The sequence below is a fragment of the Geodermatophilus sp. SYSU D00663 genome (assembly GCF_054050655.1).
The window spans coordinates 152531-175265 of sequence record NZ_JBJGZT010000004.1; the positions used below are offsets into that span (position 1 = coordinate 152531).

The 22735-nt window shown below is 75.2% G+C and carries 25 protein-coding genes; 13 read left to right on the plus strand and 12 right to left on the minus strand.

The annotated features are described in order from the left end of the window. Positions 1 to 32 precede the first annotated feature (32 nt). Positions 33 to 656, plus strand: coding sequence for a hypothetical protein (locus ACI79Z_RS05000; protein WP_456901896.1), 624 nt, complete (start codon positions 33 to 35; stop codon positions 654 to 656). Between the two features lie 6 nt (positions 657 to 662). Here the strand turns inward: ACI79Z_RS05000 and ACI79Z_RS05005 are convergent, their stop codons facing one another. Beyond that, on the minus strand, positions 663 to 1409 hold the full coding sequence (locus ACI79Z_RS05005; protein ID WP_387988744.1) for an enoyl-CoA hydratase-related protein: 747 nt from the start codon (positions 1407 to 1409) through the stop codon (positions 663 to 665). Between the two features lie 125 nt (positions 1410 to 1534). On the opposite strand from ACI79Z_RS05005, the gene ACI79Z_RS05010 reads away from it, so the two are divergent. The 4 genes from ACI79Z_RS05010 (at position 1535) to ACI79Z_RS05025 (ending at position 5253) form a co-directional block, all read left to right on the plus strand. Beyond that, positions 1535 to 2575: a hypothetical protein gene (locus ACI79Z_RS05010; RefSeq protein ID WP_456901898.1), complete on the plus strand. Its 1041-nt coding sequence runs from the start codon at positions 1535 to 1537 to the stop codon at positions 2573 to 2575. A gap of 39 nt (positions 2576 to 2614) precedes the next feature. Next, the gene (locus ACI79Z_RS05015) at positions 2615 to 3235 is read left to right on the plus strand and encodes a hypothetical protein (protein WP_456901899.1); all 621 of its coding nucleotides are present in this window, start codon (positions 2615 to 2617) and stop codon (positions 3233 to 3235) included. Between the two features lie 353 nt (positions 3236 to 3588). After that, positions 3589 to 4134 (plus strand): hypothetical protein, encoded by a 546-nt coding sequence (locus ACI79Z_RS05020; protein WP_456901900.1) that lies wholly within the window; start codon positions 3589 to 3591, stop codon positions 4132 to 4134. A 108-nt stretch (positions 4135 to 4242) separates the two neighbouring features. Then, entirely contained in the window at positions 4243 to 5253 is a 1011-nt protein-coding gene (locus ACI79Z_RS05025; RefSeq protein ID WP_456901901.1) for a hypothetical protein, read from the plus strand. Here the strand turns inward: ACI79Z_RS05025 and ACI79Z_RS05030 are convergent. Beyond that, the gene (locus ACI79Z_RS05030; RefSeq protein WP_387988739.1) at positions 5250 to 5819 is read right to left on the minus strand and encodes a TIGR03086 family metal-binding protein; all 570 of its coding nucleotides are present in this window, start codon (positions 5817 to 5819) and stop codon (positions 5250 to 5252) included. The genes ACI79Z_RS05025 and ACI79Z_RS05030 overlap by 4 nt on opposite strands. Positions 5820 to 5937: 118 nt before the next feature. Between ACI79Z_RS05030 and ACI79Z_RS05035 the strand changes: the two genes are divergently transcribed. The 5 genes from ACI79Z_RS05035 (at position 5938) to ACI79Z_RS05055 (ending at position 9370) form a co-directional block, all read left to right on the plus strand. Continuing rightward, positions 5938 to 6714, plus strand: a complete 777-nt coding sequence (locus ACI79Z_RS05035; protein ID WP_456901902.1) for a hypothetical protein — start codon at positions 5938 to 5940, stop codon at positions 6712 to 6714. A 30-nt stretch (positions 6715 to 6744) separates the two neighbouring features. Further along, the gene (locus ACI79Z_RS05040; protein WP_456901903.1) at positions 6745 to 7560 is read left to right on the plus strand and encodes a DUF6308 family protein; all 816 of its coding nucleotides are present in this window, start codon (positions 6745 to 6747) and stop codon (positions 7558 to 7560) included. A gap of 187 nt (positions 7561 to 7747) precedes the next feature. Beyond that, entirely contained in the window at positions 7748 to 8029 is a 282-nt protein-coding gene (locus tag ACI79Z_RS05045) for a hypothetical protein (RefSeq protein ID WP_456901904.1), read from the plus strand. A 205-nt stretch (positions 8030 to 8234) separates the two neighbouring features. After that, positions 8235 to 8657, plus strand: a complete 423-nt coding sequence (locus ACI79Z_RS05050) for an excalibur calcium-binding domain-containing protein (RefSeq protein WP_456901905.1) — start codon at positions 8235 to 8237, stop codon at positions 8655 to 8657. A gap of 8 nt (positions 8658 to 8665) precedes the next feature. After that, positions 8666 to 9370, plus strand: coding sequence for a class F sortase (locus tag ACI79Z_RS05055; RefSeq protein WP_456901906.1), 705 nt, complete (start codon positions 8666 to 8668; stop codon positions 9368 to 9370). A gap of 5 nt (positions 9371 to 9375) precedes the next feature. Here ACI79Z_RS05055 and ACI79Z_RS05060 read toward each other — a convergent pair whose 3' ends face one another. Then, the gene (locus ACI79Z_RS05060) at positions 9376 to 10884 is read right to left on the minus strand and encodes a class I adenylate-forming enzyme family protein (protein WP_456901908.1); all 1509 of its coding nucleotides are present in this window, start codon (positions 10882 to 10884) and stop codon (positions 9376 to 9378) included. A gap of 72 nt (positions 10885 to 10956) precedes the next feature. Between ACI79Z_RS05060 and ACI79Z_RS05065 the strand changes: the two genes are divergently transcribed. After that, positions 10957 to 12078, plus strand: coding sequence for a DUF1810 family protein (locus ACI79Z_RS05065; protein ID WP_456901909.1), 1122 nt, complete (start codon positions 10957 to 10959; stop codon positions 12076 to 12078). Positions 12079 to 12144: 66 nt separating this feature from the next. Here ACI79Z_RS05065 and ACI79Z_RS05070 read toward each other — a convergent pair whose 3' ends face one another. After that, positions 12145 to 13266, minus strand: a complete 1122-nt coding sequence (locus ACI79Z_RS05070) for a DUF4236 domain-containing protein (protein WP_456901910.1) — start codon at positions 13264 to 13266, stop codon at positions 12145 to 12147. Between the two features lie 212 nt (positions 13267 to 13478). Between ACI79Z_RS05070 and ACI79Z_RS05075 the strand changes: the two genes are divergently transcribed. Further along, the gene (locus tag ACI79Z_RS05075) at positions 13479 to 14537 is read left to right on the plus strand and encodes a glutathione S-transferase family protein (protein ID WP_456901911.1); all 1059 of its coding nucleotides are present in this window, start codon (positions 13479 to 13481) and stop codon (positions 14535 to 14537) included. Between the two features lie 42 nt (positions 14538 to 14579). Here the strand turns inward: ACI79Z_RS05075 and ACI79Z_RS05080 are convergent, their stop codons facing one another. The 6 genes from ACI79Z_RS05080 to ACI79Z_RS05105 form a co-directional block, all read right to left on the minus strand. Then, the gene (locus tag ACI79Z_RS05080; protein ID WP_387988728.1) at positions 14580 to 14807 is read right to left on the minus strand and encodes a hypothetical protein; all 228 of its coding nucleotides are present in this window, start codon (positions 14805 to 14807) and stop codon (positions 14580 to 14582) included. Next, entirely contained in the window at positions 14804 to 15118 is a 315-nt protein-coding gene (locus ACI79Z_RS05085) for a hypothetical protein (protein ID WP_456901912.1), read from the minus strand. Before ACI79Z_RS05085 ends, ACI79Z_RS05080 begins: the two co-directional genes overlap by 4 nt. Before the next feature lie 50 nt (positions 15119 to 15168). Next, the gene (locus ACI79Z_RS05090) at positions 15169 to 15339 is read right to left on the minus strand and encodes a hypothetical protein (protein WP_387988726.1); all 171 of its coding nucleotides are present in this window, start codon (positions 15337 to 15339) and stop codon (positions 15169 to 15171) included. Between the two features lie 318 nt (positions 15340 to 15657). Beyond that, positions 15658 to 17973 carry a hypothetical protein gene (locus tag ACI79Z_RS05095; protein ID WP_456901913.1) on the minus strand — a complete coding sequence of 772 codons (2316 nt, stop codon included), beginning with the start codon at positions 17971 to 17973 and terminating at the stop codon, positions 15658 to 15660. A 104-nt stretch (positions 17974 to 18077) separates the two neighbouring features. Further along, positions 18078 to 18812, minus strand: a complete 735-nt coding sequence (locus ACI79Z_RS05100; protein WP_456901914.1) for an alanyl-tRNA editing protein — start codon at positions 18810 to 18812, stop codon at positions 18078 to 18080. 30 nt (positions 18813 to 18842) lie between these two features. Continuing rightward, complete coding sequence (locus tag ACI79Z_RS05105; RefSeq protein ID WP_456901915.1) at positions 18843 to 19577, minus strand: type 1 glutamine amidotransferase; 735 nt, start codon at positions 19575 to 19577, stop codon at positions 18843 to 18845. Between the two features lie 139 nt (positions 19578 to 19716). Between ACI79Z_RS05105 and ACI79Z_RS05110 the strand changes: the two genes are divergently transcribed. Then, the gene (locus ACI79Z_RS05110; protein ID WP_387988720.1) at positions 19717 to 20337 is read left to right on the plus strand and encodes a hypothetical protein; all 621 of its coding nucleotides are present in this window, start codon (positions 19717 to 19719) and stop codon (positions 20335 to 20337) included. Positions 20338 to 20424: 87 nt separating this feature from the next. Here the strand turns inward: ACI79Z_RS05110 and ACI79Z_RS05115 are convergent, their stop codons facing one another. After that, positions 20425 to 21501 carry an acyl-CoA dehydrogenase family protein gene (locus ACI79Z_RS05115; RefSeq protein WP_456901916.1) on the minus strand — a complete coding sequence of 359 codons (1077 nt, stop codon included), beginning with the start codon at positions 21499 to 21501 and terminating at the stop codon, positions 20425 to 20427. Beyond that, positions 21501 to 22670, minus strand: a complete 1170-nt coding sequence (locus tag ACI79Z_RS05120) for an acyl-CoA dehydrogenase family protein (RefSeq protein WP_387988718.1) — start codon at positions 22668 to 22670, stop codon at positions 21501 to 21503. Before ACI79Z_RS05120 ends, ACI79Z_RS05115 begins: the two co-directional genes overlap by 1 nt. Positions 22671 to 22735: the final 65 nt, after the last annotated feature.

Here is a 22735-nt window from a genome sequence, read left to right on the forward strand (position 1 = left end):
GGGGCGTCCCCGCCAGGTCAGGAGAGCGGCGCATGCACGCACGGTCCACGAGCATCCGCGGCAACACGGCCGGTATCGACGCCGCCATCGCGTACGTGCGCGACGACGTCCTGCCGACGGTCCAGGACACCGACGGCTGCGTCGGCCTCTCCATGCTCGCCGACCGCGACAGCGGCCGCTGCATCGTCGCGACCGCCTGGAGGGACGAGCAGGCCATGCGCGCCACCGCCGCCGAGGACCGCACGGTGCAGCACCGCCTGGTGCACGTCCTCGGCGGCGGGCACGCCGACGTCCGGGAGTGGGACATCGCGGTCCTCCACCGGGACCGTCCGGCCGGGGACGGCGCCGGGGCGCAGGTCACCTGGGCCCGCATCGCGCCGAACCACCTCGACGACCTGCTCGACGCCTACCGGCACAACCTGCTGCCCAAGCTGCAGGAGCTGCCCGGCTTCTGCAGCGTCAGCATGCTGGTCGACCGGCGCCTCGGCCGGACGGTCAGCGTCACCAGCTTCGAGGACCGCGACGCCGCGGGGCTGGTGCGCCGGCACGCCCGCTCGCTGCGGGAGCAGTTCGCGCAGGCCCTGGGCGCCAAGATCGTGGACGTCGCCGAGATGGACCTCGTCCTCGCCCACCTGCACGTCCCCGAGGCGGTGTGAGCGGTCTCAGTCCTTGGCGGATCGGCGCATCGACCACATCTGCGCGGGGCGCTCGAACTGGGTGGCGACCTCCCAGCTCACCGCGCCGTTGACGACCTCCCTGCGGAAGTTGCCCACGGCCACGCGGGCGAGCTCCGGGTCGGCGGCCACGCGGCGGGCCAGCTCGAGCGCGCGGTCCTCGACGGCGGCGTCGTCCACCGACTCCCACGCCAGGCCCAGCTCCACGGCCTTCGTGCCGTTGATCTCCTCGCCGAACAGCGCCATCGCCGCGGCGGCCTCGCGGCCGATCAGCCGGGACAGGATGACGAAGTGCCCACCGCCGGGGTGCAGGCCGCGCTTGAGGAAGCCGGCCAGCAGCCGGGCGTCGTCCGCGACGATCCGCAGGTCGGCGGCCAGCAGCATGTTCATCCCGGCGCCGACGGCGGACCCGCGGACGGCCGCGATCGTCGGCACCTTGACCTGTCCCAGCCGGTAGAAGGAGTCGTAGATCCGGCCCATGCCCTCGTAGGCGTCGGGCGCGGCCGGGTCCTTGCCGGCGTTCGTCAGGGTCGCGACGTCGCCGCCCGCGCAGAACGACTTCCCCACCGCCCGGACGACGAGCGCCCCGACCTCCGGCTTGGCATCGACCTCGTCGAACACGTCGATCAGCTCGCCGGCCATCTGCGGCGTCAGCGCGTTGCGGCGGTCGGGCGCGTTGAGCGTCACCACCGCCACGCCGCCGTCGACCTCGAGCAGGACCTCGGCGTCAGCCACGAGCGCACCTCCGGATCGGGGCCCGCGGGCCCGGGGGACCATCCGCAGGCATCAGACCACGACGCCGTGTTGCCGCCCTGCGCGGGCCGGTCCCACACTCGGCTCCCCACCTCCGGAGCCTTCGCATGCCCGCCCGCCGCGCCGCCGTTCTCGCTCTTGTCGCGCTGATGGCTGCGGGCTGCACCGGCGTCGAGGGCGACCCCAGCCCCGCGCCGACGACGTTCACCGAGCTCCTCGGCACCGCCGACCTCGACGCCGTCGCGCCCTCCGGCGTGGACGTCCTCGACCTGGCGGCCGGTCCGGACGGCGCGCTCGTCCTCCTCGCCGACAGCGCCGACCCGTCGGTCACCTACCTGGCGCCGGTCGGTGAGGACGGCGTCGGCGACGTGCAGCGGCTGGACGGCCCCGGCGAGCAGCTGTTCGTGGGACCCGACGGCGCCGTCCTCGTCCTCGGCCCGGGCCGGCTGACCACCGTGGGCGGCGGCACCGTCGAGCTGGGCGTCGACGGGGACACCGCCGCGCTCTCCCCCGACGGCCGCCGTCTGTACGTCACCGGCGGGGGTCGGCTGGCCGCGCTCGACCCGGCCACCGGCGCGGTGCAGGCAACCACCGACCTCGACCCCGGCCTCACGGTCGAGACCCTCGCCGCCGGACCCGACGGGCCGGTCGCGCTCATGAGCGACGCCCGCGCGCTCGACCTGGCCGACGTCGCCGTCCTGGGCACCTGGGCCGAGGACCTGGGACAGGCGGAGCTCGTCGAGCTGGCCTCCGACCGCCCGGCGAGCATCCCGTCCGCGCTGCGGCTGACCGACGACGGCGACGCGGTCGTCACGCTCACCGTCCACGGCGACGACCCGTTCCGCGTGACGGTCGTCGAGGACGGCGAGGTGACCGCCGCGCACCCCATCCCCGGCACCGACCGCGCCCCGGCCGACCTGGCCCTCTCCCCCGACGGGCGGGTCGCCTACCTGGCGGTGGCCGGGTTCGAGGTGGAGTCCGGCCTGGTCACGCTCGACCTGTCCAGCGGCGAGCAGCTCGCGGCCGGCCGGCTGTGCGAGGGGCAGGGCACCTTCGGCCGGGTGGCGCTCACCGGCGACCGGCTGACCGTCATCGGCGCGTGCGTCGGAGGGGACAACTCGTCGACCACCGCGTTCGTGCTCGGGTAGCCGTTCGGGTGGGTTGTCCCCAGGGTGCGATCCGGAGCGGTGCTGTTCTGGTTATCGTCCGCGATCGTGCGGAACCCCGGCACCGGACGGACGAGCCTCATCGCAGTGGTCGTCGGCGCGGCGCTGCTGCTGCCCGCCTGCGCGGTTAGTGACGACGACGAGGCGCCGAGCACGAGCCTGCCGACGACGTCGGCGCCCGCGAGCACCACCGAAGCCCTGCCCGTGGTGGGCCCGGCCGACTTCCCGGTGCCGCCCGAGGCCCGCACCCAGGACGCCGCCGGCGCCGAGGCCTTCCTCCGTTACTGGATCGAGCTGCTCAACCGGCAGCAGGCGATTCCTGCGGGCCAGCCTCTCCGTGACCTAGGTCCGGACTGCGACGAGTGTCAGCGCATCGCCAACGTCTACGACGAGACGGCAGCTGCTGGCGAACGCTATGTCGGCGGTGAGCTCGCGCTGAACGATGTGCCGCCGCCCGTCGTCAGTGGGGACGAGGCAGAGATTGTGTTCGGCGCCCGCCAGGAGGCCGTGTCAATCATCGATCGAGCAGGAAACGTCATCGACCCGGGATACCCCGCCGAGCCCAACCTGGGGTCTGGGATCGGATTGATTTGGTCCGACGCGAGTCACTCTTGGCTTGTTGTTGGATTCAACCTGGGATGAGACGTCTCGCTTGGCGCCTACTGGTTCTAGCGCTGCTCACACCCGCCCTTGTTGCGATCGATGGCCTGGCAGCCAGCGCCGACTGCCGATTCCGCACTTGTCCCGGCGCAGGCTTGAATGACGGCGCAGCGACGGTCGAGTACTCGGGCGGTGCAGTCACAGCACTCGTGAGCGGCGGCGGTACGGCAGCTGTCGACTTCGTATGGCGGCTGGTGGCGCCGTGCGTCGTCTCCGACGAGGCGGAGGGCTCCTGCAACGGCAGCGACTTTCAGGTGTGCCCGGCCGAACCGGGACAGTCGGTGCGCTATCTCTCCGTCCAGCAGCGACCAGTGGTGCGCCCAGACGGGACAGCTGTGGTTGACGTCCCTGCTGGATTCGGGCCAGGGGACCTGCTCGGGCGGTGGGCCACGCTTCGCACGGCGTGCATCGACATCACGGCGCTCAACCCGCCGCCGTCGCCGGAGGAGGTGTTCGCCTACTTCCAGCGGCTGCCGTTGCCGCAGCTGACCACCTCGCACGCGCCGCCGGGCCGGGGCCTGGCCGGTCTGCCGGTCGTCTTCTGGACCGACGCTCCGACCACCCAGACCTTCACCGTCGACGTCCGCGGCTACGCCGTCGTCATCGTCGCCGAGGCGCAGCGCTACACCTGGCGCACCGGCGACCCCGCCGCGCCCACGCTCACCACGACCGTCCCCGGCGGCGCCTATCCCGAGCAGGCCACCGAGCACCTCTACCGCTCGGGCACGTACACCGCGTCGCTCACCGTCACGTGGGGCGCGACGTTCACCGTCGACGGCAGCGCGCCGGCCGACGTCCCCGGCACAACCACGACCGATGGCCCGCCGGTGACGTTCGACGTCGTCGAGGCCGCCGCCGTCCTCACGAACCCCTACGACTGACCAGCTCGTCGGACAGCCGCCGCAGCCTTTCGCGCGCGAAAGGCTCGCGCGTCCGGCCGCGTCGCGACTGCTTGTCGCGCCCGTGGGCCCCGGTCACACTCTGCCGGCATGCGCCCCAGCCCCGGGCTCGTGCTCGCCGCTCTCCTGCTGACCGGCTGTGGCGGGGCGATCGCGGGCACGGCGATCCCGGGGCCGACGACGGTGTCGCTGGCCGACGTCGCGGGCGCGGACGCCGAGGTGCTCGACGTGGCCGCCACCGCCGACGGCCGGTCGGTCGCGCTGCTGGCGCTGCCCGGCGACCCGCTCACCCTCGCCGACGTCGCCGCCGACGGCACCGTCACCGCCGTCCCGCTCCGCGGCCTCGACTCGGAGCGGCCCGGCCTCACCCGCATCGCCGCGGACGGCGAGGGCGTGGTGGTCGTCGGGTTCGCCGCCGGGCGCGTCGCCCTCGTCGAGGCGGACCTGCGGCGCGCCGACGCGCCCGAGCCGGTCGGCACACTCGGGGCCGCCGATGTCTCGGCGCTCGACGCCGTCGTTCTGGACGGCGTGCTGCTCCTCTCGCTCAGCGGCATCGACGGCGCGCACCGGCTGGTCGCCGTCGACCCCGAGAGCGGCGTCGTCCGCGACGAGGTGGCGCTGCCCGGCACGCCCCGCGACCTTCACGTCTCGGGGGACGGCATGGTCGTCGTCGCCACGGACACCGGGCGCAGCGCCTCCGTCGTCATCGTCGACGCCGCGCTGCAGATGATCGGCGAGGTGCCGACCGGCCCGGGTGCCGCCGGCCCGCTGACCGTCGTCGACGGCGACGTGTACGCGACCGTCGGCGGGTCCGGCGACGTCTCCATCACCCGCGGCTCCGAGGTGCTGGCCACCGTGCCCGGTGACCTGCCGGCGCTGGTGACGGTCGACGGGGACAGGGCCACGCTCGTCGACACCGTGGCCGACGGCGAGGTGCCGCGGGTGCTGCAGCGCAGCGTCGACCTGGCGGCGGGCGAGGTGGTCGCCGAGGTGGAGCTGTGCGACGGCGGCGCGGTCGACGGGTCCGACGTCGACGGGTCCGGCCGCGCCTCGGTGGTCAGCGACTGCCGCGGCGAGCCGGTGCTCTGGCGGTTCGGCTAGGCCGGCGGCTTCCAGCCCGGGTCGCGGCCGGTGACGCCGAGCAGCCGGTCGAGCGCGGGGGCGTCGGCGGGCACCGGCACGACCGGGCCGTACAGGTCCGGCGGGCGGTCGTCGCCGAAGGACTCGGCGAACGCACGGCAGGTGTCGGCGTCCGCGTCGGCGACCTCGTAGCGCTGACCGGTGGCGGCGGCGAGGTCCCAGCCGTGGACGACGACCTCGTCGAGCGCGACGACGGCCGCCACCTCCCCCGGCATGTCCACCCCGCCCGCCGCCGTCATGCCCTCGTGCGCCGCGGGGTCGCGCCAGGCCGCGGCCAGCGCGTCGAGCTGCGCGGGGACGAAGGTGCGCCAGTCGGCGGGCAGGTGCGCGGGGTCGGTGGAGGCGGTGCCGTCGACGGGCGTCTTCTCCGCGGCCATGCGGAAGGCGTAGGCGAGCCCGGCGAGGTGGCCGAGCAGCCCGGCCACGGTCGTCCCGTCGCACGGGGTGGGGGCGGTGAGCTGGTCGTCGCGGATCCCGGCCACGACCCCCGCCGTGGCGGCCGCTGCGGGTCCCAGGTCGATCGTCATGCCAGGGCAGACCGCCGCCGTCCCCGGGAATGAGCGGCGCGCCGAGGTACGACCGACTCCCCGGCGCGCGTCCTCCCGCTTCGGCCGCGCCGAGCCGCGGACGGAGTTGAATGGGCCCGTGTCGGTCGGACCGGACGCGGCTGCCCTCGTGCTCCCGAGCGCGGGGCCCGACCCGATCCCGCTGGCCACCGCGCTGGCCGCCGTCCTGGGGTACGCGCGCGGGCGCCGTCCGCTGTTCTTCCGCTCCCCGAGCGTGCCGCAGGGCCGGTGGGTGCAGGTGCTCGCCTACGCCTTCGACCGCTTCGACGGGCAGCCGCCCGCGACCGGCGACGGCCCCACCGACCGCGACGTCCTGCTCGCCGAGGGCCTGCACGGCCGGCTCGACCCGGCGGGGTGGCGGGAGGTGCGCGGCCGGCTCGACGACGTCTGGCCGGACTACGCCGCGGCGCTCGCGCGGGCGAACGGGCGACCGCTGTGGGAGCTGCCCGCCGACGAGTTCTCGGTGCTGATGGAACCGGGCACCGTCGGGGCGTCGCTCCGGTCGGTGGCGGAGGGGCCGGGGGCGCGGCACGTCGTCGCCGCGCTGCACCACCGCTCCCCCGCGCTGGTGCCGCTGACCGACGGGCACACCCGCCGTCAGCTGTGGGGCCACCTGCGCGAGGGCGACAGCGGAGCCGCGGCGATCGTCCACCGCGAGCTCACCGCCAACGCCGGCGCGTTCGCCGCACTGGAGACGGCGACGGCGCGGCTGCTCGGCCGCCCGCTCGGCCGGGTGCGGCTGCACGACATCCTGCTGTGGCTGGCCGGGTCGCTGCGGATGACCCACGCGGTCGCCGTCGGCCGCGCGATCGCCGCCGACTCCGAGCAGGGCCTGGAGGCACTGCTCCCGGCGTGACCGTCGGACGCGTCAGGCAGGGTGCCGTGCGTGCTCACGCTCGATGACCTGCTGCGCCTCGTCGACGACCCCCGCGCGGTGGACGACCTCGTCGCCTACTACGAGCCGGGTCGCCCGCCGCGCCGGATGCCGACCTACTCCGGCAGCCGGTTCGAGTTCCTCGCCGGCGGTGGCGACCGGCCCGACACCGCCGACCGGATCACCTACGAGGACCTGGTGGCGGTGACGATGCTGGAGGTCGACGTCCCCGGCGACGTCGCGCTCGCGCTGCTGGAGGGCGACCTCGGCCTGTCCGTCTCGGACCACCTGTCGCACATCCCCACCGACGTCGCGATCAGCGATCCGCGGGCCGTCGAGCTGTTCGCGACCGCGTCCCACGCCCGCGTCGTCTGGGACCTGCTGGAGGAACCACACGGCATGGGCTGGGTGATCACGGGCAAGCTGCTAGCCCGCAAGCGACCGAGGCTCATCCCCGTGTACGACCGCGTGGTCCGGTGCGCGTTCGGGCGGCCGGCCGGTGTGTGGAACTGGTTGCTCGGCCTCTTCGCGGAGGACGGCGGGGTGCTGGGCGAGCGCCTGAGCGCGGCCCGGGAGGCGTCGGGCATCCCGTCGGGGGTGACCGACCTGCGCACCCTCGACGTCATCACCTGGATGCGGCACCACCGCGAGCACACGCAGACGAACTGCGCCGGCCTCCGGTTGCCGCCGACGCAGCAGCGGCGGGCGACCGCCGTGACGGCACCCGGCCTCCGCGCCGACGCCCCGACTTTGGACGCGCTCCCCGATCTCGGGGTCGCGGCCGACGAGATCACCGCCGGACAGGACGCGGACCGCTCGGCCAGGTGAGACGGCCGCGCCTCTTCCCAGCCAGTTGATCATCGGCTGCGTGCACGCGACACGCGCTGACACGCCGGCGTGAGCGGCACGCGGACGATGATCAACTGTAGCACCGGCGCGCCGTTCCGCATGAGGGCCGGCCTGCCGATACGAGTAGGGAACGGGCGCGACCATGCCCCCGGAACGAGAGGACCGCATGCACCCCCGCACCCGGCTCCAGACGGTCATGGCCGCTCCCCTCACCACCGGGAACCTGCTGGCCGACTGCGAGCGCTGGTGCCGCGACGTCCTCCCGCCCCGGGGAACCGGTCCCGCCGCCGTCCCCGCCCCGCGCCTCGTTCCGGCCGAACGACGGAGCGCACCCGAGCGGGTGGAGCGGCGCCGCGTCCCGGTCACCGGCGCCGCGCTGCGGGCCATCGCCCGGACGCTCACCGAGGCGGCCGCGGCCTCCCGCGAGGCGCAGGCCGGCGCTGCCTGACCGGCGGTACGACGTCTGCCCGGGGACCGTGCGCGGTCGCCCAGCGAGGCGGCGGAGACCGGCCGAGGCGCCGCGACGGGCTCCAGCCGACGTCCTGACAACCGTCCGGTCGCGGTTTCGTCAACCCGAGCCCGCTGTCGCTCCCGGACGGAGCCGGGCCGTTTTCCTAGCCTCCTACGTGACCGTCACCTCACTAGGAGTGATCATGCGCATCCGCAGCACCGTTGCTGCCGCCGTCCTGGCGGCCGGCTTCTCCGTCGTCCTCTCCGGCACCGCGTCCGCGGCCCCGGACCGCGACTGCCCCGACTTCGCGTCCCAGGCCGAGGCTCAGGCCGCCTTCGACGCCGTCCCCGGTGACCCCGAGCGTCTCGACGACGACAACGACGGCATCGCCTGCGAGAGCTACGCCTACGCCGCCACCGGCGCGGGTGCGCCGGCCGCCGTCACCCCGGCTCCCGCGACCAGCGGCGGTCAGGTCGCCACCCGCCCGGCCGGCGCCGTGGCCGCCGGTGACGGCAGCTCGTCCGACGAGGGCAGCAGCCTGCCGTTCGTCCTCGGCGGCGTCGCGTTCGCCGCTGCCGGTGGGGCCGCCGTCGCCGCGCGCCGCACCGCCCGCACCCGGGCCTGACTCCGTCAGTGCCGCCCCGCGCAGCGGCCGCTCCCGCCGAGGCCTCCGAGGCCTGGGCGGGAGCGGCCGCTGCGCTGTTGGTGGTCGGCGCACTGACGACGGGGCTCTCGGCCCAGCAGGGCGACGGCGGCACGCACCGCGTCTCCGCGGCGCCGGTCACCGTGTCGGAGGCCGCGTCCTCGTCTCCGGGCGGGCGGGTGCTCCACCTCGACCTCCCCGTGCGGCCGATCCCCGCCGACGCGCGCAGGCTGGTGCTGCCGCCGTCCGAGCCGACCCGCGTCTCCATCCCCGCGCTCGACATGACCTCCCGGCTCATGGACCTGGGACTGGAACGCGACGGGACCATGGAGGTCCCGCCGGGCGCCTACCCGGCCGGCTGGTACGACGGGTCGCCGACGCCGGGCGAGCTCGGCCCGGCGATCCTCGCCGCGCACGTCGACTGGGCCGGTGAACCGGGCGCGTTCTCCGGCATCGACGAGCTCCTGCCCGGCGACGAGGTCGTCGTCGACCGGGCCGACGGGACCTCCGCCGTCTTCACCGTCGACCGCGTCGAGGAGCACCCGAAGGACGAGTTCCCCACCGACGAGGTCTACGGCGACATCGACCACGCCGGGCTGCGGCTGATCACCTGCGGCGGCGCGTTCGACGAGGAGTCGGGCGACTACCTCGACAACGTCGTCGTCTTCGCCCGGCTCACCGACTGGGGTCCCTGACGCGCCTACCGCGGGACGGGCGTCCAGTCGGTCGTCGCGCGCAGCGGGTGCTTGAGCACCTTCCCGCCGGCGTTGCGCGGCAGCGGCGCGTCGAGGATCTTCACGAACTGCGGCACCTTGAAGTCCGCCAGCCGCTCGCGCGCGAACGGCGCCAGGGAGGCGACCAGGTCCTCGGCCGAGACGCCGGCACGGGGCTGGACGACCGCGCCGACCTTCTCCCCCATCACCGGGTCGGGCACGCCCACCACGGCCACCTCGACGACGTCCGGGTGCTCGGCCAGCGCGTTCTCCACCTCGACCGAGTACACGTTCTCGCCGCCGCGGTTGATCATGTCCTTCGCGCGGTCGACGATCCGCACCATCCCGTCGGTCACCCGCGCCAGGTCGCCGGTGCGCAGCCACCCGTCTCCGAACGTCTCCGCCGTCCGCGCCGGGTCGCCCCAGTAGCCGGCGACGACGTTCGGCCCGCGCACCAGCAGCTCCCCCACGCCGGTGTCCGGGTCGGGCCGGTCCACCCGGACGTCGTCCACCGGCACCGCGAAGCCCACCGAGTCGGCGTGCTCGAGCGCGAACTCGTGCGGCAGGTAGGTCGCCAGCGCCGCGGTCTCGGTCAGCCCGAAGCCGTTGCCCACCCGCGCGTTCGGGAACGCCGCCATCAGCCGGTGCACCAGCTCCGGCGCGATCGGCGCCCCGCCGTAGCTGAGCACCCGCACGCCGCTGACGTCGGTCGAGGCGAACGAGGGGTGCCGCAGCAGCAGCTCGAAGATCGTCGGCACGCTGGTCAGCAGGCTGACACCGAACGCCGGGATCGCCTCCAGCACCGCGGCCGGGCTGAACCGCGGCATCACGACGACGGTGTTGCCGATCGCCGTCTGCCCGAGCAGCTGCGAGTTGCACCCGGTGACGTGGAACAGCGGCACCGAGATCAGCGACGTCTCGCCGCCCTCGCGCGACAGCCCGAGCACGCGGCGCATGTTCTCCGCCGCGGTCGCGAAGTTCTCGTGCGTCGTCATCGCGCCCTTGGGCCGGCCGGTCGTGCCGGACGTGTAGAACAGCGCGGCGACGTCGGTGGGCGCGGCGTCGTGCGGCTCGACGGGCTCCCCGGCCGGCAGCGGAGCACCCGGCTCCACCACGTAGGCGGCACCGCAGTCGTCGAGGACGAACCGCGCCTCGGGCTCCGACAGCCGGGTGTTCAGCGGCACGACGACGCCGCCGGCCAGCTGCGTCCCCCAGAACGCGAGCACCCAGTCCAGGCCGTTGCCGATGCGCAGCGCCACCCGGTCGCCGACCCCGACGCCGGCCGCGCGCAGCCCGCCGGCCACGACCCGGGCGCGCTCCTCCAGCTCGGCGTAGGTCACCGACGGCCCGCCCGGCTCGACGACGGCGGTGCGGCCGGGGACCCGGGCGGCGGTGGCGGACAGCAGCGCGGGCAGGGTCGGCGCCAGGCCGGTGTAGCGGCGCATGCCGTCGGGGCCGGTCTCGATGCCGGTGCTGTCGAAGACGGTCGAGCTCACGTACGCCGATCGTCCTCCTGTGAGCGCGGCCACCCGGGTGTCGCCCGGACCCGGGCCGGGCACCGGCGACCCGTGACCGGCACCGCGCGATCCACCGCCCGCCCGATGCCCGGCATCCCGCCCGCGCCCGAGGACTCCGGCGTCGACCCGGACCGCACCGAGGTCCCGCGCCCCGGCGCCGTCCGCGTGGACAGCCTGCGCTGGGGCGCCGGCGAGGACTCGGCGGTCACCGAGCGCGACGACCTCGGCTACGCCGACCTGCGCACCTACGCCGCCATCGGCGACGGCCGCACCCTCGCCCTGGTCGCCCGCGACGGCCGGATCGACTGGCTGCCGCTGCCGGAGATGGACGGCCCGCCGGTGTTCGGCGCGCTGCTGGACACCGACAACGGCGGCTGCCTGGAGCTGTGCCCCGAGGGCGAGTTCACCGTCAGCCGCGGCTACGCCGGCGACACGAACGTCCTGCGGACGACGTTCAGCACGCCCACCGGCCGGGTCCGCGTCACCGACGCGCTGACCACCGGCGTCGCCGGGCGGCTGCCGTGGTCGGAGCTGGCCCGCCGCGTCGAGGGGCTGGAGGGCACGGTGCGCATGCGCGCCGCCGTCCGCCCCGGCACCTGCCTGAACACCGTGGCCCCGTGGGTGCACGAGACCGCGCACGGACCGGTGCTGCGCGTCGCCGGGCTCACCCTCGCCGTCCGCACGACGGGCGCCGACGACGTCACCGCCGACAACCGCCGACACCACCCCGGGAGACGACCGATGACCTCCTCCGCGGACGACCCGTACCGGCTGGCCCGCTTCGTGGAGGCGCAGACCGACACGTACGCGCAGGCGCTCACCGAGCTGCGCGCCGGGCACAAGACCAGCCACTGGATGTGGTTCGTCTTCCCGCAGGTCGCCGGCCTCGGCCGCAGCGCGACGGCGCAGCGGTTCGCGATCTCCGGCCTCGACGAGGCCCGCGCCTACCTCGCCCACCCGGTGCTCGGCCCGCGGCTGGTCGAGTCCGCGCAGGCGCTCACCGAGCTGCCCGGCTCCGACGCCGCCGCGGTGCTCGGGCCGGTCGACGCGGTGAAGCTGCGCTCGTCGATGACGCTGTTCGCGCACGCCGACCCCGGGCAGCCGGTGTTCCGCGCCGTCCTGGAGCAGTACTTCGGCGGCGAGGAGGACGACGCGACGACGTCCCGGCTGTAGTCCCGCGCGCAGTCGTGCCCTGCCCACAGGTGTGTGCAGTGCGCGAGTCAGGGCGGGAGAGGTCGGTCAGGCGGTCAGCTCGTCGACGTCGACGACGTCGAGCAGCGCCTGCAGGCCCGGCTGGCCGGTGAGGTCGAGCGGCCGCAGCTCCTTGGCCTTGACGTCGACCAGCAGCTCCGCGGCGGTGTCCCGGGCGATCGTGGAGGCGTCCGCCGTGGACCACTGCACGCCGGTGAGGGCGGCGCGGGTCCAGTGGCCGGCGAGCAGGCAGTCGAGCCGGGGGCGGCCGTAGGCGTCGGTGCCCGCGGCGCGCAGCGCGACCACCCGGGCCGAGCGGATCGCGGGCGCGACCGCGAGCGCCTCCTTGAGCGTCACCAGCACGTGCCCCATCACGGCCTCGGTGTAGAGCTGCGCCCGCTCGCCCTTGGGCAGCTTGCGCAGGCTGAGGTTGCCCGCCTGGGTGGTGGCCGGCATGCGCTCGGGGACGACGGTCTCCGGCGGCGCGAGGACGACCAGGGCCACCTCGTCGCCGTCGACACCGAGAGGTGCCGCGGCGGCCTCGTTGTCCTCGAACGCCTCGGCGAGTGCGGCGATCACCGTGTCCGGGTCGTTGGTGGACAGCGCCCACCACCACTCGTCGAGACGGGCCTGCAGGTCGGCCTGCTGCCGCTGCGCCTCCTGCCGCAGGGCCGCGATCTCGGCCTCCGCAGCGACGTCCGCCTGCCGGCGTGCCGCCTCCTTCGCGGCCCGCTGGAACAGGCCGAGGCCGGCGGTCGCCGCCTCGCGGTGCCGTGCGCGGACGGCGTCGACGTCGGGCTCGGGGGCCGGCGGCGCGACCGGGTGCCGCGTCCGGTCGAACTCGGCGCGGTGCACGCTCAGCAACTCCGCGAACATCGCCGCCAGTCGCCGGGCCTCCTCCTCCTTCGCCGCCTCCTCGGCCGCCCTCGCCGCGGCCGCGAGCTGCCGCTGGTACGCGGCCGGTGAGGGACGGCCGGCCGTCGAGCGTCTGCGGCTGCCGCCTCCCGCCGACGTGGAGTAGGTGAACGGCCCGGCGCCGGTGGAGAAGGACGTGCGCCCCCCTCCCACGTGCACGCGCGCCGCTCTCGGCCCGATGCTGGTCCGCACGCCCCGGCTGGAGGCGCGCACCCGGACACCCGGCGCCAGCTTGACCGAGAAGCTCAGTCCCATGTCCCACCTGTCGTCGTCCGTGGACCGTTCCGTTCCGGATGCCATCACGGGGACGGGACGGAACCGGGCAGGGGACGACCGCGTCGTCACCGGGTGGGACGGGTGGGACCGGAGTGCCGGTCCGCAGGAGGCGCGGCCCCAGGCGGCACAGGAGTTGCGGGTCACCCCGGTCCGCCGGGCGGTGGGAGGCGCGGTCGGCGAGAGTTGATCGTGTGAGCGACGACCAGGGATCCGGCTACGTCAGCAGCGGCCAGGAGTACACGCGGGACACCAACTACATCACCGACCGGATCACCGCCGACGGCTCGAGCCCCTGGCCGGCCGAGCCGGGCCGCTACCGGCTGGTCATCGCCCGCGCCTGCCCCTGGGCCAACCGCGCCGCGATCGTGCGCCGGTTGCTGGGGCTGGAGCCGGCGTTCTCGATGGGCATCTGCGGGCCCACGCACGACGAGCGCAGCTGGACCTTCGACCTCGACCCGGGCGGGCGCGACCCGGTGCTCGGCTACGAGCGGCTGCAGGAGGCGTTCTTCGCCCGCGACCCGGAGTACCCGCGCGGGATCACGGTGCCGGCGATGGTCGACGTCCCGACCAAGGCCGTCGTCACCAACGACTTCATGCAGATGACGCTCGACTTCTCCACGCAGTGGACGGCCCACCACCGCGACGGCGCCCCCGACCTCTACCCCGAGCACCTGCGGGACGAGATGGACGAGGTGATGCAGCGCGTCTACACCGAGGTCAACAACGGCGTGTACCGCTGCGGGTTCGCGGGCTCGCAGCGCGCCTACGACAAGGCCTACGAGCGGCTGTGGACGGCGCTGGACTGGCTCGAGGAGCGGCTGACGACGCGGCGGTACCTCATGGGCGACACGATCACCGAGGCCGACGTCCGGCTGTTCACCACGCTGGCCCGCTTCGACGCCGTCTACCACGGCCACTTCAAGTGCAACCGGCAGAAGCTGACCGAGATGCCGGCGCTGTGGGGCTACGCGCGCGACCTGTTCCAGACGCCGGGGTTCGGCGACACCACCGACTTCCCGCAGATCAAGGAGCACTACTACGTCGTCCACGCGGACATCAACCCGACGCAGGTCATCCCGATGGGGCCGGACACGTCGAACTGGCTGACCCCGCACGGGCGCGAGGAGCTCGGCGGCGCCCCCTTCGGCGACGGGACCCCGCCCGGGCCCGTGGCCGCCGGCGAGGAGGTGCCGGCGTCGCACGGTCCCGGCGGCATCGGGCACCGGCCCGACGACGAGCGCCGGCCCTAGGGGCCGGTCACGGACGGGCCGGCGCGGGCCCGGAGGTCGGGGTCAGCAGCCCCCGCCGCCGCCGTCGCCGGCGCAGCCGCCGTCGAAGCCGCCGCCCGCGTCGGTGCCGGCGATGAACCCACCGGCGGTGACGACGCCGGGGCCGTGCGCGCGACCGGTGCGCCCCCCGACGGTGCCACGGCTCTCGGCTCCTGCTCGGGAGCGCTGCATCGCGTAGGCCATGAGGAAGACGGCTGCCACCACGACGGCGAGCACGGCCAGGGCTGTCATGCGTGAACTGTGGACCGGCGCGGGCCGCGGCGCCAGCTCTCGCCGCAGGAGCTCATCCGGTCAGTCCCCGCCGCCGCCTCCGCCGCCGCCGTCTCCCCCACCGCCGCCGGAGTCGCCGCCCTGCCGCCGCCGTCGTGGTGGCCGTGGTGTCCGCCGCCGGAGTCACCGCTCCAGCTGCCGCCGTCGCCGTACCAGCCTCCGCCGTCACCGCCGGAGCGCCGGCCGCCACCCCGCCGAGCGGCGCGTACGGCGGCCGTGAACATCGCGGTGAAGACGAGCAGGACCAGGGCGATCACGATCCACGGGAGCACGAGCGGCACCGTGCCCGACAGGTCGACCGAGCGCCAGTGATCTCCGCGCCTCAGCTCGCCGCGCGGACCTCGACCCGCTCCACCTCGGCCGCACACCGGGCCGTCGCCGCGGCGGTGGCGAGGGTGTCCCGGTCGAGCCACTCGAGCAGGAAACGGGACCCGTACACGTCGACGACCGTGGCGCGGTCCGGTAGCGGGCGCAGCACGCACGGAGTCGTCATGACGTCATGACTAACACACGGACGTGTCGTGCACGTGGCCGTTCGGCGTCCTGCGGATGTCACGGTCGGATCGGTCGACGGGGGCGGGGCGCCGGTGTCGCCACCGCCCCCGTCGTCCGGAGTGTCGGGCGGGGAGGTCAGGGGTGCCGCGACCGCTCGGTGCGCGGAACCCCCAGCCCCGATACCTCCCCGCCCGGTGGCCCCGGCCCAGCGGTGGCCAGGTCGGGGTCACGCCCGGGAAGGCAGCGCCCAGTCGGCGGTGCGGTGCGGGAGGGTCCCCGACCTCGGCCGGCGGCTGGTGCGCGCCTGGCAGGGAGGTCAGTCGGGAGAGAAGGACGGGTCGCGCAGGACGGCGGCGGCGACGGCGGGGGCCGATGCCGGTGCCGGGACGGTGCAGAGAGCGGTGGCCGGCACGCCCGACGGGCAGATCGCGGCCAGGGTGGTCAGCCAGGTGGAGGCCGACATGGTGGGCGCCGGGGGCGCGATCGGCCTCGGCTCGGGCGCCACCGGCGCCGTGGGCTCGGTGGGGAGGTCGTTCCCGCGCGGCGGGGCGGCGGGCCGGGGAGCGGCGGAGTGCTGCCGCTGCGTGGTCCTGGCCGTCGGGGCCGCGGTGGCCTCGTCGGCCGCGTCGCACTCGGCCCGCGGGGCGGTCAGCAGGACGGCCACGGTCGCCGGGGCGACGGCGAGCCCGGTGGCCCGCGCGGTCTGGGTGGTCGCGGTCCCGACCGCGGGGGCGGTCCCGGCGACCGGAGCTGAGGACGAGGTCGTGACCTGCGCGGTGGCGGTGCCGGCGGCCGCCGTGGCCACCGCCTCGGCGGCCGGCTCCGTCACCGGCGTGACGGCCTCCGCCACTGGGGCAGCGACCTCCGTCGCCGGCGCGACAGCCTCCGCCACCGCCACGGATTCGACAGCGGTCTCCACCACGGGCGCAACGACGGTCTCCACCACGGGCGCGACGGCTTGGACCGCAGGCGCGACAGCTTCGACCACCGGCACGAGCGGCTGCGTCACCGACTCGACCACCGCGTCGACGACCGGGCCGACCGCCCCGGTGACGACCTCGGCCACCGGAACGACGGGCGCGGTGACCGTGTCGACGACAGGAGCGACCGGATCGAGGACCGTCTCGAGGACGGGCGCGACCGGGTCGATCACGGTGCCGACCACCGGTGCGGCGACGTCCTCGACGACGGGAGTGACCGGTCCCAGGACCGGGGTGACGACGTCCTCGACAACGGGGACGAGCGGGTCGGTCACCGTCTCCACGATCGGCGCGGCTGGCTCCACGATCGAGCCAACCGGCTGTGTGATCGGCTCGACCACGGGTGCCACCGGCTCGCCCACCGCGTCGACCACCGGAGCCACTGGGCCGGTGACCACCTCGACCACCGGCGGGACGACGTCCTCGACCACCGGCACGACCGGCTCGACCACCGGCGGGACCACCTCGACGACAGGGGCCACCGGTCCGGTGACCGTCTCGACCACCGGAGCCACCGGTTCGGTCACGGTCTCCACGACCGGAGCCACCGGTTCGGTCACGGTCTCCACGACCGGAGCCACCGGTTCGGTCACGGTCTCCACGACCGGAGCCACCGGCTCCGTCACCGTCTCGACCACCGGAGCCACCGGCTCCGTCACCGTCTCCACGACAGGTTCGACGACGGTCTCAACCACCGGAGCCACCGGCTCCGTCACCGTCTCGACCACCGGAGCCACCGGCTCCGTCACCGTCTCCACGACAGGTTCGACGACGGTCTCAACCACCGGAGCCACCGGCTCCGTCACCGTCTCGACCACCGGAGCCACCGGCTCGGTCACCGTCTCGACCACCGGAGCCACCGGCTCCGTCACCGTCTCCACGACAGGTTCGACGACGGTCTCAACCACCGGAGCCACCGGCTCCGTCACCGTCTCGACCACCGGAGCCAGCGGCTCCGTCACGGTCTCCACGACAGGCTCGACCACAGCCTCGACCACGGGAGCCACGGGCTCGGCCACCGGCTCGGTCACCGGCTCGGCCACCGGCTCGGCCACGGGCTCGGTCACCGTCTCGGCCACGGGAGCCACCGGCTCCGTCACGGTCTCCACGACCGGAGCCACCGGCTCCGTCACGGTCTCAACCACGGGAGCCACCGGCTCCGTCACGGTCTCCACGACAGGTTCGACGACAGCCTCGACCACCGGAGCCACCGGCTCGGTCACCGTCTCGACCACCGGAGCCACCGGCTCGGTCACCGGCTGGACAACCGGAGCGACGACGTCCTCGACGACCGGAAGTGGCGCGGCGCTGACCGGCTCGGGCGTCTCCGCGGGAACGTCGGCGACGAGCTCCGGAGCAGGCTCGGGTTCCGGAGCAAACTCGGGCTCCGGAGCGGGCTCGGGCTCCGGAGCGGGCTCGGGCGTCTCCGCGGGAACGTCGGCGACCGGCTCGACCACCGACTCGACGGCGACCTCGTCGACCGTCGCGGTGACCTCCTCGACCACGCCGCCGAGGAGGGACCCGTCCGGAGCAGGCGGCTCCTCGGCACGGGCCGTGGAGGAGACGACCACCAGGAGCGCGTAGATGCCGGCCACCAGGCCGAACAGGAGGAGGACCCGACGGGGCCAGCCAGCGACTGCGGCGCTGCTCACCGACCCCCGTGTGGAAGTCCCCTCCCGCACGGACGAAGAGTAGAACGACTCCATCCGGAATGCTCGTCGATCACGGCAACGGGGCGTACCGGGACCTCGCCGGCTCACATGACGCGGATGCGCAACCGGCGGAACCCGCGGCCCTTGTTCTCCATCTTGACCACCTCGACGCGGCCGACCATCGCCGTCGAGGCGACGTGCGTGCCGCCGTCGGCCTGCAGGTCGAGACCGACGATGTCGACGATCCGCACCTGCTCGATGTCGGGCGGCAGCAGGTCGGTCGCCGTCCGGATGAGGTCGGGGATCGCGTACGCCTCGTCGCGCGGGAGCGTGCGGACCCGGATCGGCCGGTCGGCGGTGATCTCGGCGTTCACCGCCTCGGCCACGCGGTCCTTGAAGTCGGCCGGCACCTCGGCGAGGTCGAAGTCCATCCGGGCGGTCAGCGGCTCCATGTTGCCGCCGGTGACCTTGGCGCCGAAGTCGCGCAGCACCACGCCGGTGAGCACGTGCAGCCCCGAGTGGGTGCGCATGAGCGCGGTCCGGCGCTCGTCGTCGAGCGCCCCGCGGACGGCGGTGCCCGGCGGCGGCACCGGGTCGCCCTCGACCGGGATGAGGTACAGCTCGTCGCCCTTGCGCGTGCCGGCGATCCGGGTGCGCACGCCGCCCCACAGCAGCACGCCCTCGTCCGGCGGCTGCCCGCCGCCGCCCGGGTAGAAGGCCGAGCGGTCGAGGACGATGCCCTGCTCGGGGTCGGCCGCGACGACCGTCGCGTCCCACTCCCGCACGGTGGCGTCGGCGAGGTCGAGGCGGTGGGTGTGCCCGTGCCGGTCAGCGCTCACGGGCGCCCATCCTGCCGAACGCGCCCGGGCTCAGGCCGCCGTCTCGTCCTCCGCCAGGCGGACGCGGTCGGCCCGGTCCAGGAACGCCTCGACGAGCCGGGCGCAGGCCGCGGCAGCCTCCGGCTCCCGCTCGCCGATCTCGCGGCGCAGCCCGGGCACCAGCGCGGCGGCCTCCGGCGGCGGCGGGCCGGTGAGCTCCCAGGTCTCCTCCCAGGCCGAGAACGCGCCGGGGTCGATCTCCGGGTGGAACTGCACGCCGAGGTGCGGGCCGGCGGTGAACGCCTGCACCGCCCGGTCGGTCCGCGCCACCTCCACCGCGCCGGGCGGCACGGTGAACCGGTCGCCGTGGTACTCGAACCACGGGCCGGCCGGCACGAGCGCGGAGTCGGCGGTCTCGACGTCGAGGAACCCGTGCTCGCCCGCCGGCGCCTGGGCGACCACGCCGCCGAGCACCCGCGACAGCGCCTGCCCGCCGAAGCAGACGCCGAGCACCGGCGTCCCGGCGTCGACGGCGCGCCGCAGGTAGGCGAGCTCCGCGGCCAGCCACGGCACCGTGTCGTCGTAGGCGGCCGCGCCCGAGCCCATGACCACCAGCGTGCGCAGCGCGGCGGGGTCGGGCAGGTCGGTGAGCAGCGGCGAGTCGCCGACCGTGGTCCCGACGACGACCGTCAGCCCCTGCGCCTCCAGCGCCGGCCGCAGGGTGCCGACCAGCCGGTGCCCGCGGGAGGCGTCGGCGTCGTGGACGAGGACGAGCGCGGTCTGCATGCGCCCAGTATCCGCGGGCTCACCGACGGTCCGGGACGTCCCGCGCCGGGGTGCCCCCCTTCCCGGCGGGCCGCCGCCGGAGCAGGCTGACGCCCGCGGCGGTGCCGCCCGGGCAGCGCCGCCCCAGAGAGGAGCGGCCATGTACGCACGCTCGACCTCCGTCGCGGGCACACCCGAGAGGCTCGACGACGGGATCGCGTTCGTCTGCGACGAGGTCATGCCCGCGCTGGCCGACATGCGCGGCTTCGTGGGCCTGTCGATGCTCACCGACCGCGCCAGCGGCCGGGCCGTCGTCACCTCGTCCTGGCGCGACGTCGAGTCGATGCGGGCCAGCGCCGACCGGGTGCGCGCGCTCCGTGACCAGGCCGCGGAGGTCTTCGGCGGGGACGTCACGGTCCAGGAGTGGGAGGTCGCGGTCATGCACCGCCGCTCGGAGGCGCCGTCGGGCGCGTGCACGCGGGTGACCTGGTGGCGTGCCGACCCCGCTGGGCTTGATCGGGTGCTGGACGCCTACCGCAGCGTCATGGTGCCGCGGATGGAGGACTACCCCGGCTTCTGCAGCGTGAGCCTCATGGTCGACCGGGAGAGCGGCCGGGCCGCGTCCGCGGTGACCTTCGAGGACCGCGACGACATGGACGCCGGCCGCGCCCACGCCCGCGCCTCCCGGGACGACTTCGCCCGGGCGATGAAGCTCGAGATCACCGACGCCGAGGAGTTCGACCTCGTCCTCGCCCACCTGCGGGTGCCCGAGACCGTGTGAGGACCCTCCTGCCCCCCACCGCTCGCGGCGGACCCCTGCAGGAGGGCCACCCGGGCCGGCGCCTCGGTCGGGCGCCGGCCCGGAGCCTCACACGACGGCGGTGAAGGCCGGCCAGACGTCCTGCGGGCCGGCGGCGACCAGGCCCGCGCCGAGGAAACTCGACCAGGTCAGCTCGCTGCCGGCCTCGTCGCGCCAGGACCAGCAGCGCCGGGTGAGGTGGTGCAGCCGGTGCTCCTGGGTGAAGCCGATCGCGCCGTGCACCTGGTGGGCGAGCTTGGCCACCCGCTCGACGGCCTCCCCCGCGCGCACCTTCGCGGCGGCCGCGGCCAGCCCGACCGTCGCCTCCCCGCGGCCCAGCGCCTGGACGACCGCGTCGACCAGCGCGGCGGTCGACGTGACCTCCCCGGCCATCTGCGCCAGCTCCATCTGGATCGCCTGGAACTTGCCCAGCGGCCGGCCGAACTGCTGCCGCTCGCCGGCGTACTGCACCGTCCACGCCAGCACCTGCTCCAGCGCGGCCGAGATCTGCACCGCGCGGGCCAGCGCGTAGCGGGCCCGGACCTCCGCCGCCTGCGCCGGGGTCAGCAGCGCACCGCGCGCGCCGACGCCGTCGAGCACCAGCGACCCGCGCGGCTCCCCCGCCAGGTTCACCGCCCGCGACGCCGTCAGCCCCGCCGCGTCGACGACGGCCAGCACCGCGCCCTCGATCCCGGCCGGGGCGGTGGCCAGCACCGCGACGTGCCGGGCCACGCCGGCCCACGCGACGTCGGTGGCGGTGCCGGAGAGGGTGAACCGGCCGGGGCCGTCGCCGTCGTCGGAGGGCTCGGCGGTGACCGTCCCGTCGACGGCGACCGTCAGCGGCTCCTCGGGCGAGGGCAGGTCGAGGTCGGCGGCCACCAGCGCGGGCCCGGCCACCAGCAGCTGCTCGGCCACCGGCACCGCGCCGGCACCGGCCGCCAGCGTGCGCACGACCGCCACGGCGTCGGCGAGCTCGCCGCCGGAGCCGCCGGCGTCCTCGGGCAGCCCGACGCCGGTGAGCCCGGCCTCGGCCAGCGTGCTCCACAGGCCCTCGTCCCACGGCCGCTCGGCGGTCAGGACGAACGGCTCGTGCCCGGAGAGGATGTCCCGGACGGTCTCGACCACCAGGTCCTGGTCGGATGCCATCAGCGCAGCCCCAGCCCTCGCGCCACGATCCCCTTGAGGATCTCGTTGGTGCCGCCGCGCAGCGTGTAGCCCGGCGCGTGCAGCTGTGCCTCGGCCAGCGCCCGGCCCAGCGGGTCGGGACTGTCCAGCGACGCCGGGACGTCGACCACCCGGCGCACCTCGTCGACGACGTCCTGCTCGAACGTCGTCCCCATGTCCTTGACCAGCGCGGCCGGGATGTCGGGCAGCTCCCCGCGGTCGAGCGCGGCGGCGATCCGCAGCGACAGCTGGCGCAGCGCGAGCGCCCGCGAGGACAGCCGGCCCAGCACCGCCAGCTGCGCGGGGTCGCCGGAGGCGGCGGCGCGGCGGCCGAACTCGGCCAGCAGCGGCCAGGTGGAGAGGAACCGCTCGGGGCCGGACCGCTCGAAGGCCAGCTCCGCGGTCACCTGGTGCCAGCCGGCGCCCTCGGTGCCCAGCAGCATGTCGCCGGGGACGACGACGTCCTGGAACACCACCTCGTTGAAGTGGTGGCCGCCGTCGAGGATGCGGATCGGGTTGACCGTGATGCCGGGCAGCGACAGGTCGACCAGCAGCTGCGTCAGCCCCTGGTGCTTGCCGCGCGGGCCCTCGCCGGGCGGGCCGGTGCGCACCAGCACGATCCCGTAGTGGGAGTGGTGCGCGTTCGACGTCCAGATCTTCGCGCCGTTGACCACCCAGTCGCCGTCGGCGTTGCGGGTCGCGCGGGTGCGGATCGAGGCGAGATCGGAGCCGCTGTCGGGCTCGCTCATGCCGATGACGAAGTAGCACTCCCCCGCGGCGATGCGCGGCAGGATCTCCTTGCGCTGCGCCTCGGTGCCGTAGCGCAGCAGGTTCGGCCCGGACTGCCGGTCGGCGATCCAGTGCGCGGCCACCGGCGCGCCGGCGGCGAGCAGCTCCTCGGTGACGGCGTACCGCTCCTGCGCGGTGCGCTCGTGGCCGCCGTACTCCCTGGGCCAGGTCATGCCCAGCCAGCCGCGGGCGCCGAGCTTGCGCGAGAACTCCGGGTCCACGCCGGACAGCCAGGTGTCGACGTGCGTGGTGAAGGTCCCCGCGGCGAGCTCCTGCGCGAGGAACTCCCGTACCTCCAGGCGGACCCGCTCGGCCGCCTCGGACGGCGGCGCGGGCGCCAGGGTCAACTGGTTGCTGCTCATGACGGACACGTCCCCACGTCGGCGTGGCAGTTGTTCCCGTCGGTTCTACCGCGCGCAGGGGTGGA

What these genes read in the sequence shown, in the direction of transcription:
- ACI79Z_RS05000 (WP_456901896.1), top strand. Translation starts at nt 33, where the DNA reads ATGCACGCACGGTCCACGAGCATCCGCGGCAACACGGCCGGTATCGAC.
- ACI79Z_RS05010 (WP_456901898.1), top strand. Translation starts at nt 1,535, where the DNA reads ATGCCCGCCCGCCGCGCCGCCGTTCTCGCTCTTGTCGCGCTGATGGCT.
- ACI79Z_RS05025 (WP_456901901.1), top strand. Translation starts at nt 4,243, where the DNA reads ATGCGCCCCAGCCCCGGGCTCGTGCTCGCCGCTCTCCTGCTGACCGGC.
- ACI79Z_RS05030 (WP_387988739.1), bottom strand. Translation starts at nt 5,819, where the DNA reads ATGACGATCGACCTGGGACCCGCAGCGGCCGCCACGGCGGGGGTCGTG.
- ACI79Z_RS05045 (WP_456901904.1), top strand. Translation starts at nt 7,748, where the DNA reads ATGCACCCCCGCACCCGGCTCCAGACGGTCATGGCCGCTCCCCTCACC.
- ACI79Z_RS05050 (WP_456901905.1), top strand. Translation starts at nt 8,235, where the DNA reads ATGCGCATCCGCAGCACCGTTGCTGCCGCCGTCCTGGCGGCCGGCTTC.
- ACI79Z_RS05070 (WP_456901910.1), bottom strand. Translation starts at nt 13,266, where the DNA reads ATGGGACTGAGCTTCTCGGTCAAGCTGGCGCCGGGTGTCCGGGTGCGC.
- ACI79Z_RS05080 (WP_387988728.1), bottom strand. Translation starts at nt 14,807, where the DNA reads ATGACAGCCCTGGCCGTGCTCGCCGTCGTGGTGGCAGCCGTCTTCCTC.
- ACI79Z_RS05090 (WP_387988726.1), bottom strand. Translation starts at nt 15,339, where the DNA reads ATGACGACTCCGTGCGTGCTGCGCCCGCTACCGGACCGCGCCACGGTC.
- ACI79Z_RS05105 (WP_456901915.1), bottom strand. Translation starts at nt 19,577, where the DNA reads ATGCAGACCGCGCTCGTCCTCGTCCACGACGCCGACGCCTCCCGCGGG.
- ACI79Z_RS05110 (WP_387988720.1), top strand. Translation starts at nt 19,717, where the DNA reads ATGTACGCACGCTCGACCTCCGTCGCGGGCACACCCGAGAGGCTCGAC.
- ACI79Z_RS05115 (WP_456901916.1), bottom strand. Translation starts at nt 21,501, where the DNA reads ATGGCATCCGACCAGGACCTGGTGGTCGAGACCGTCCGGGACATCCTC.
- ACI79Z_RS05120 (WP_387988718.1), bottom strand. Translation starts at nt 22,670, where the DNA reads ATGAGCAGCAACCAGTTGACCCTGGCGCCCGCGCCGCCGTCCGAGGCG.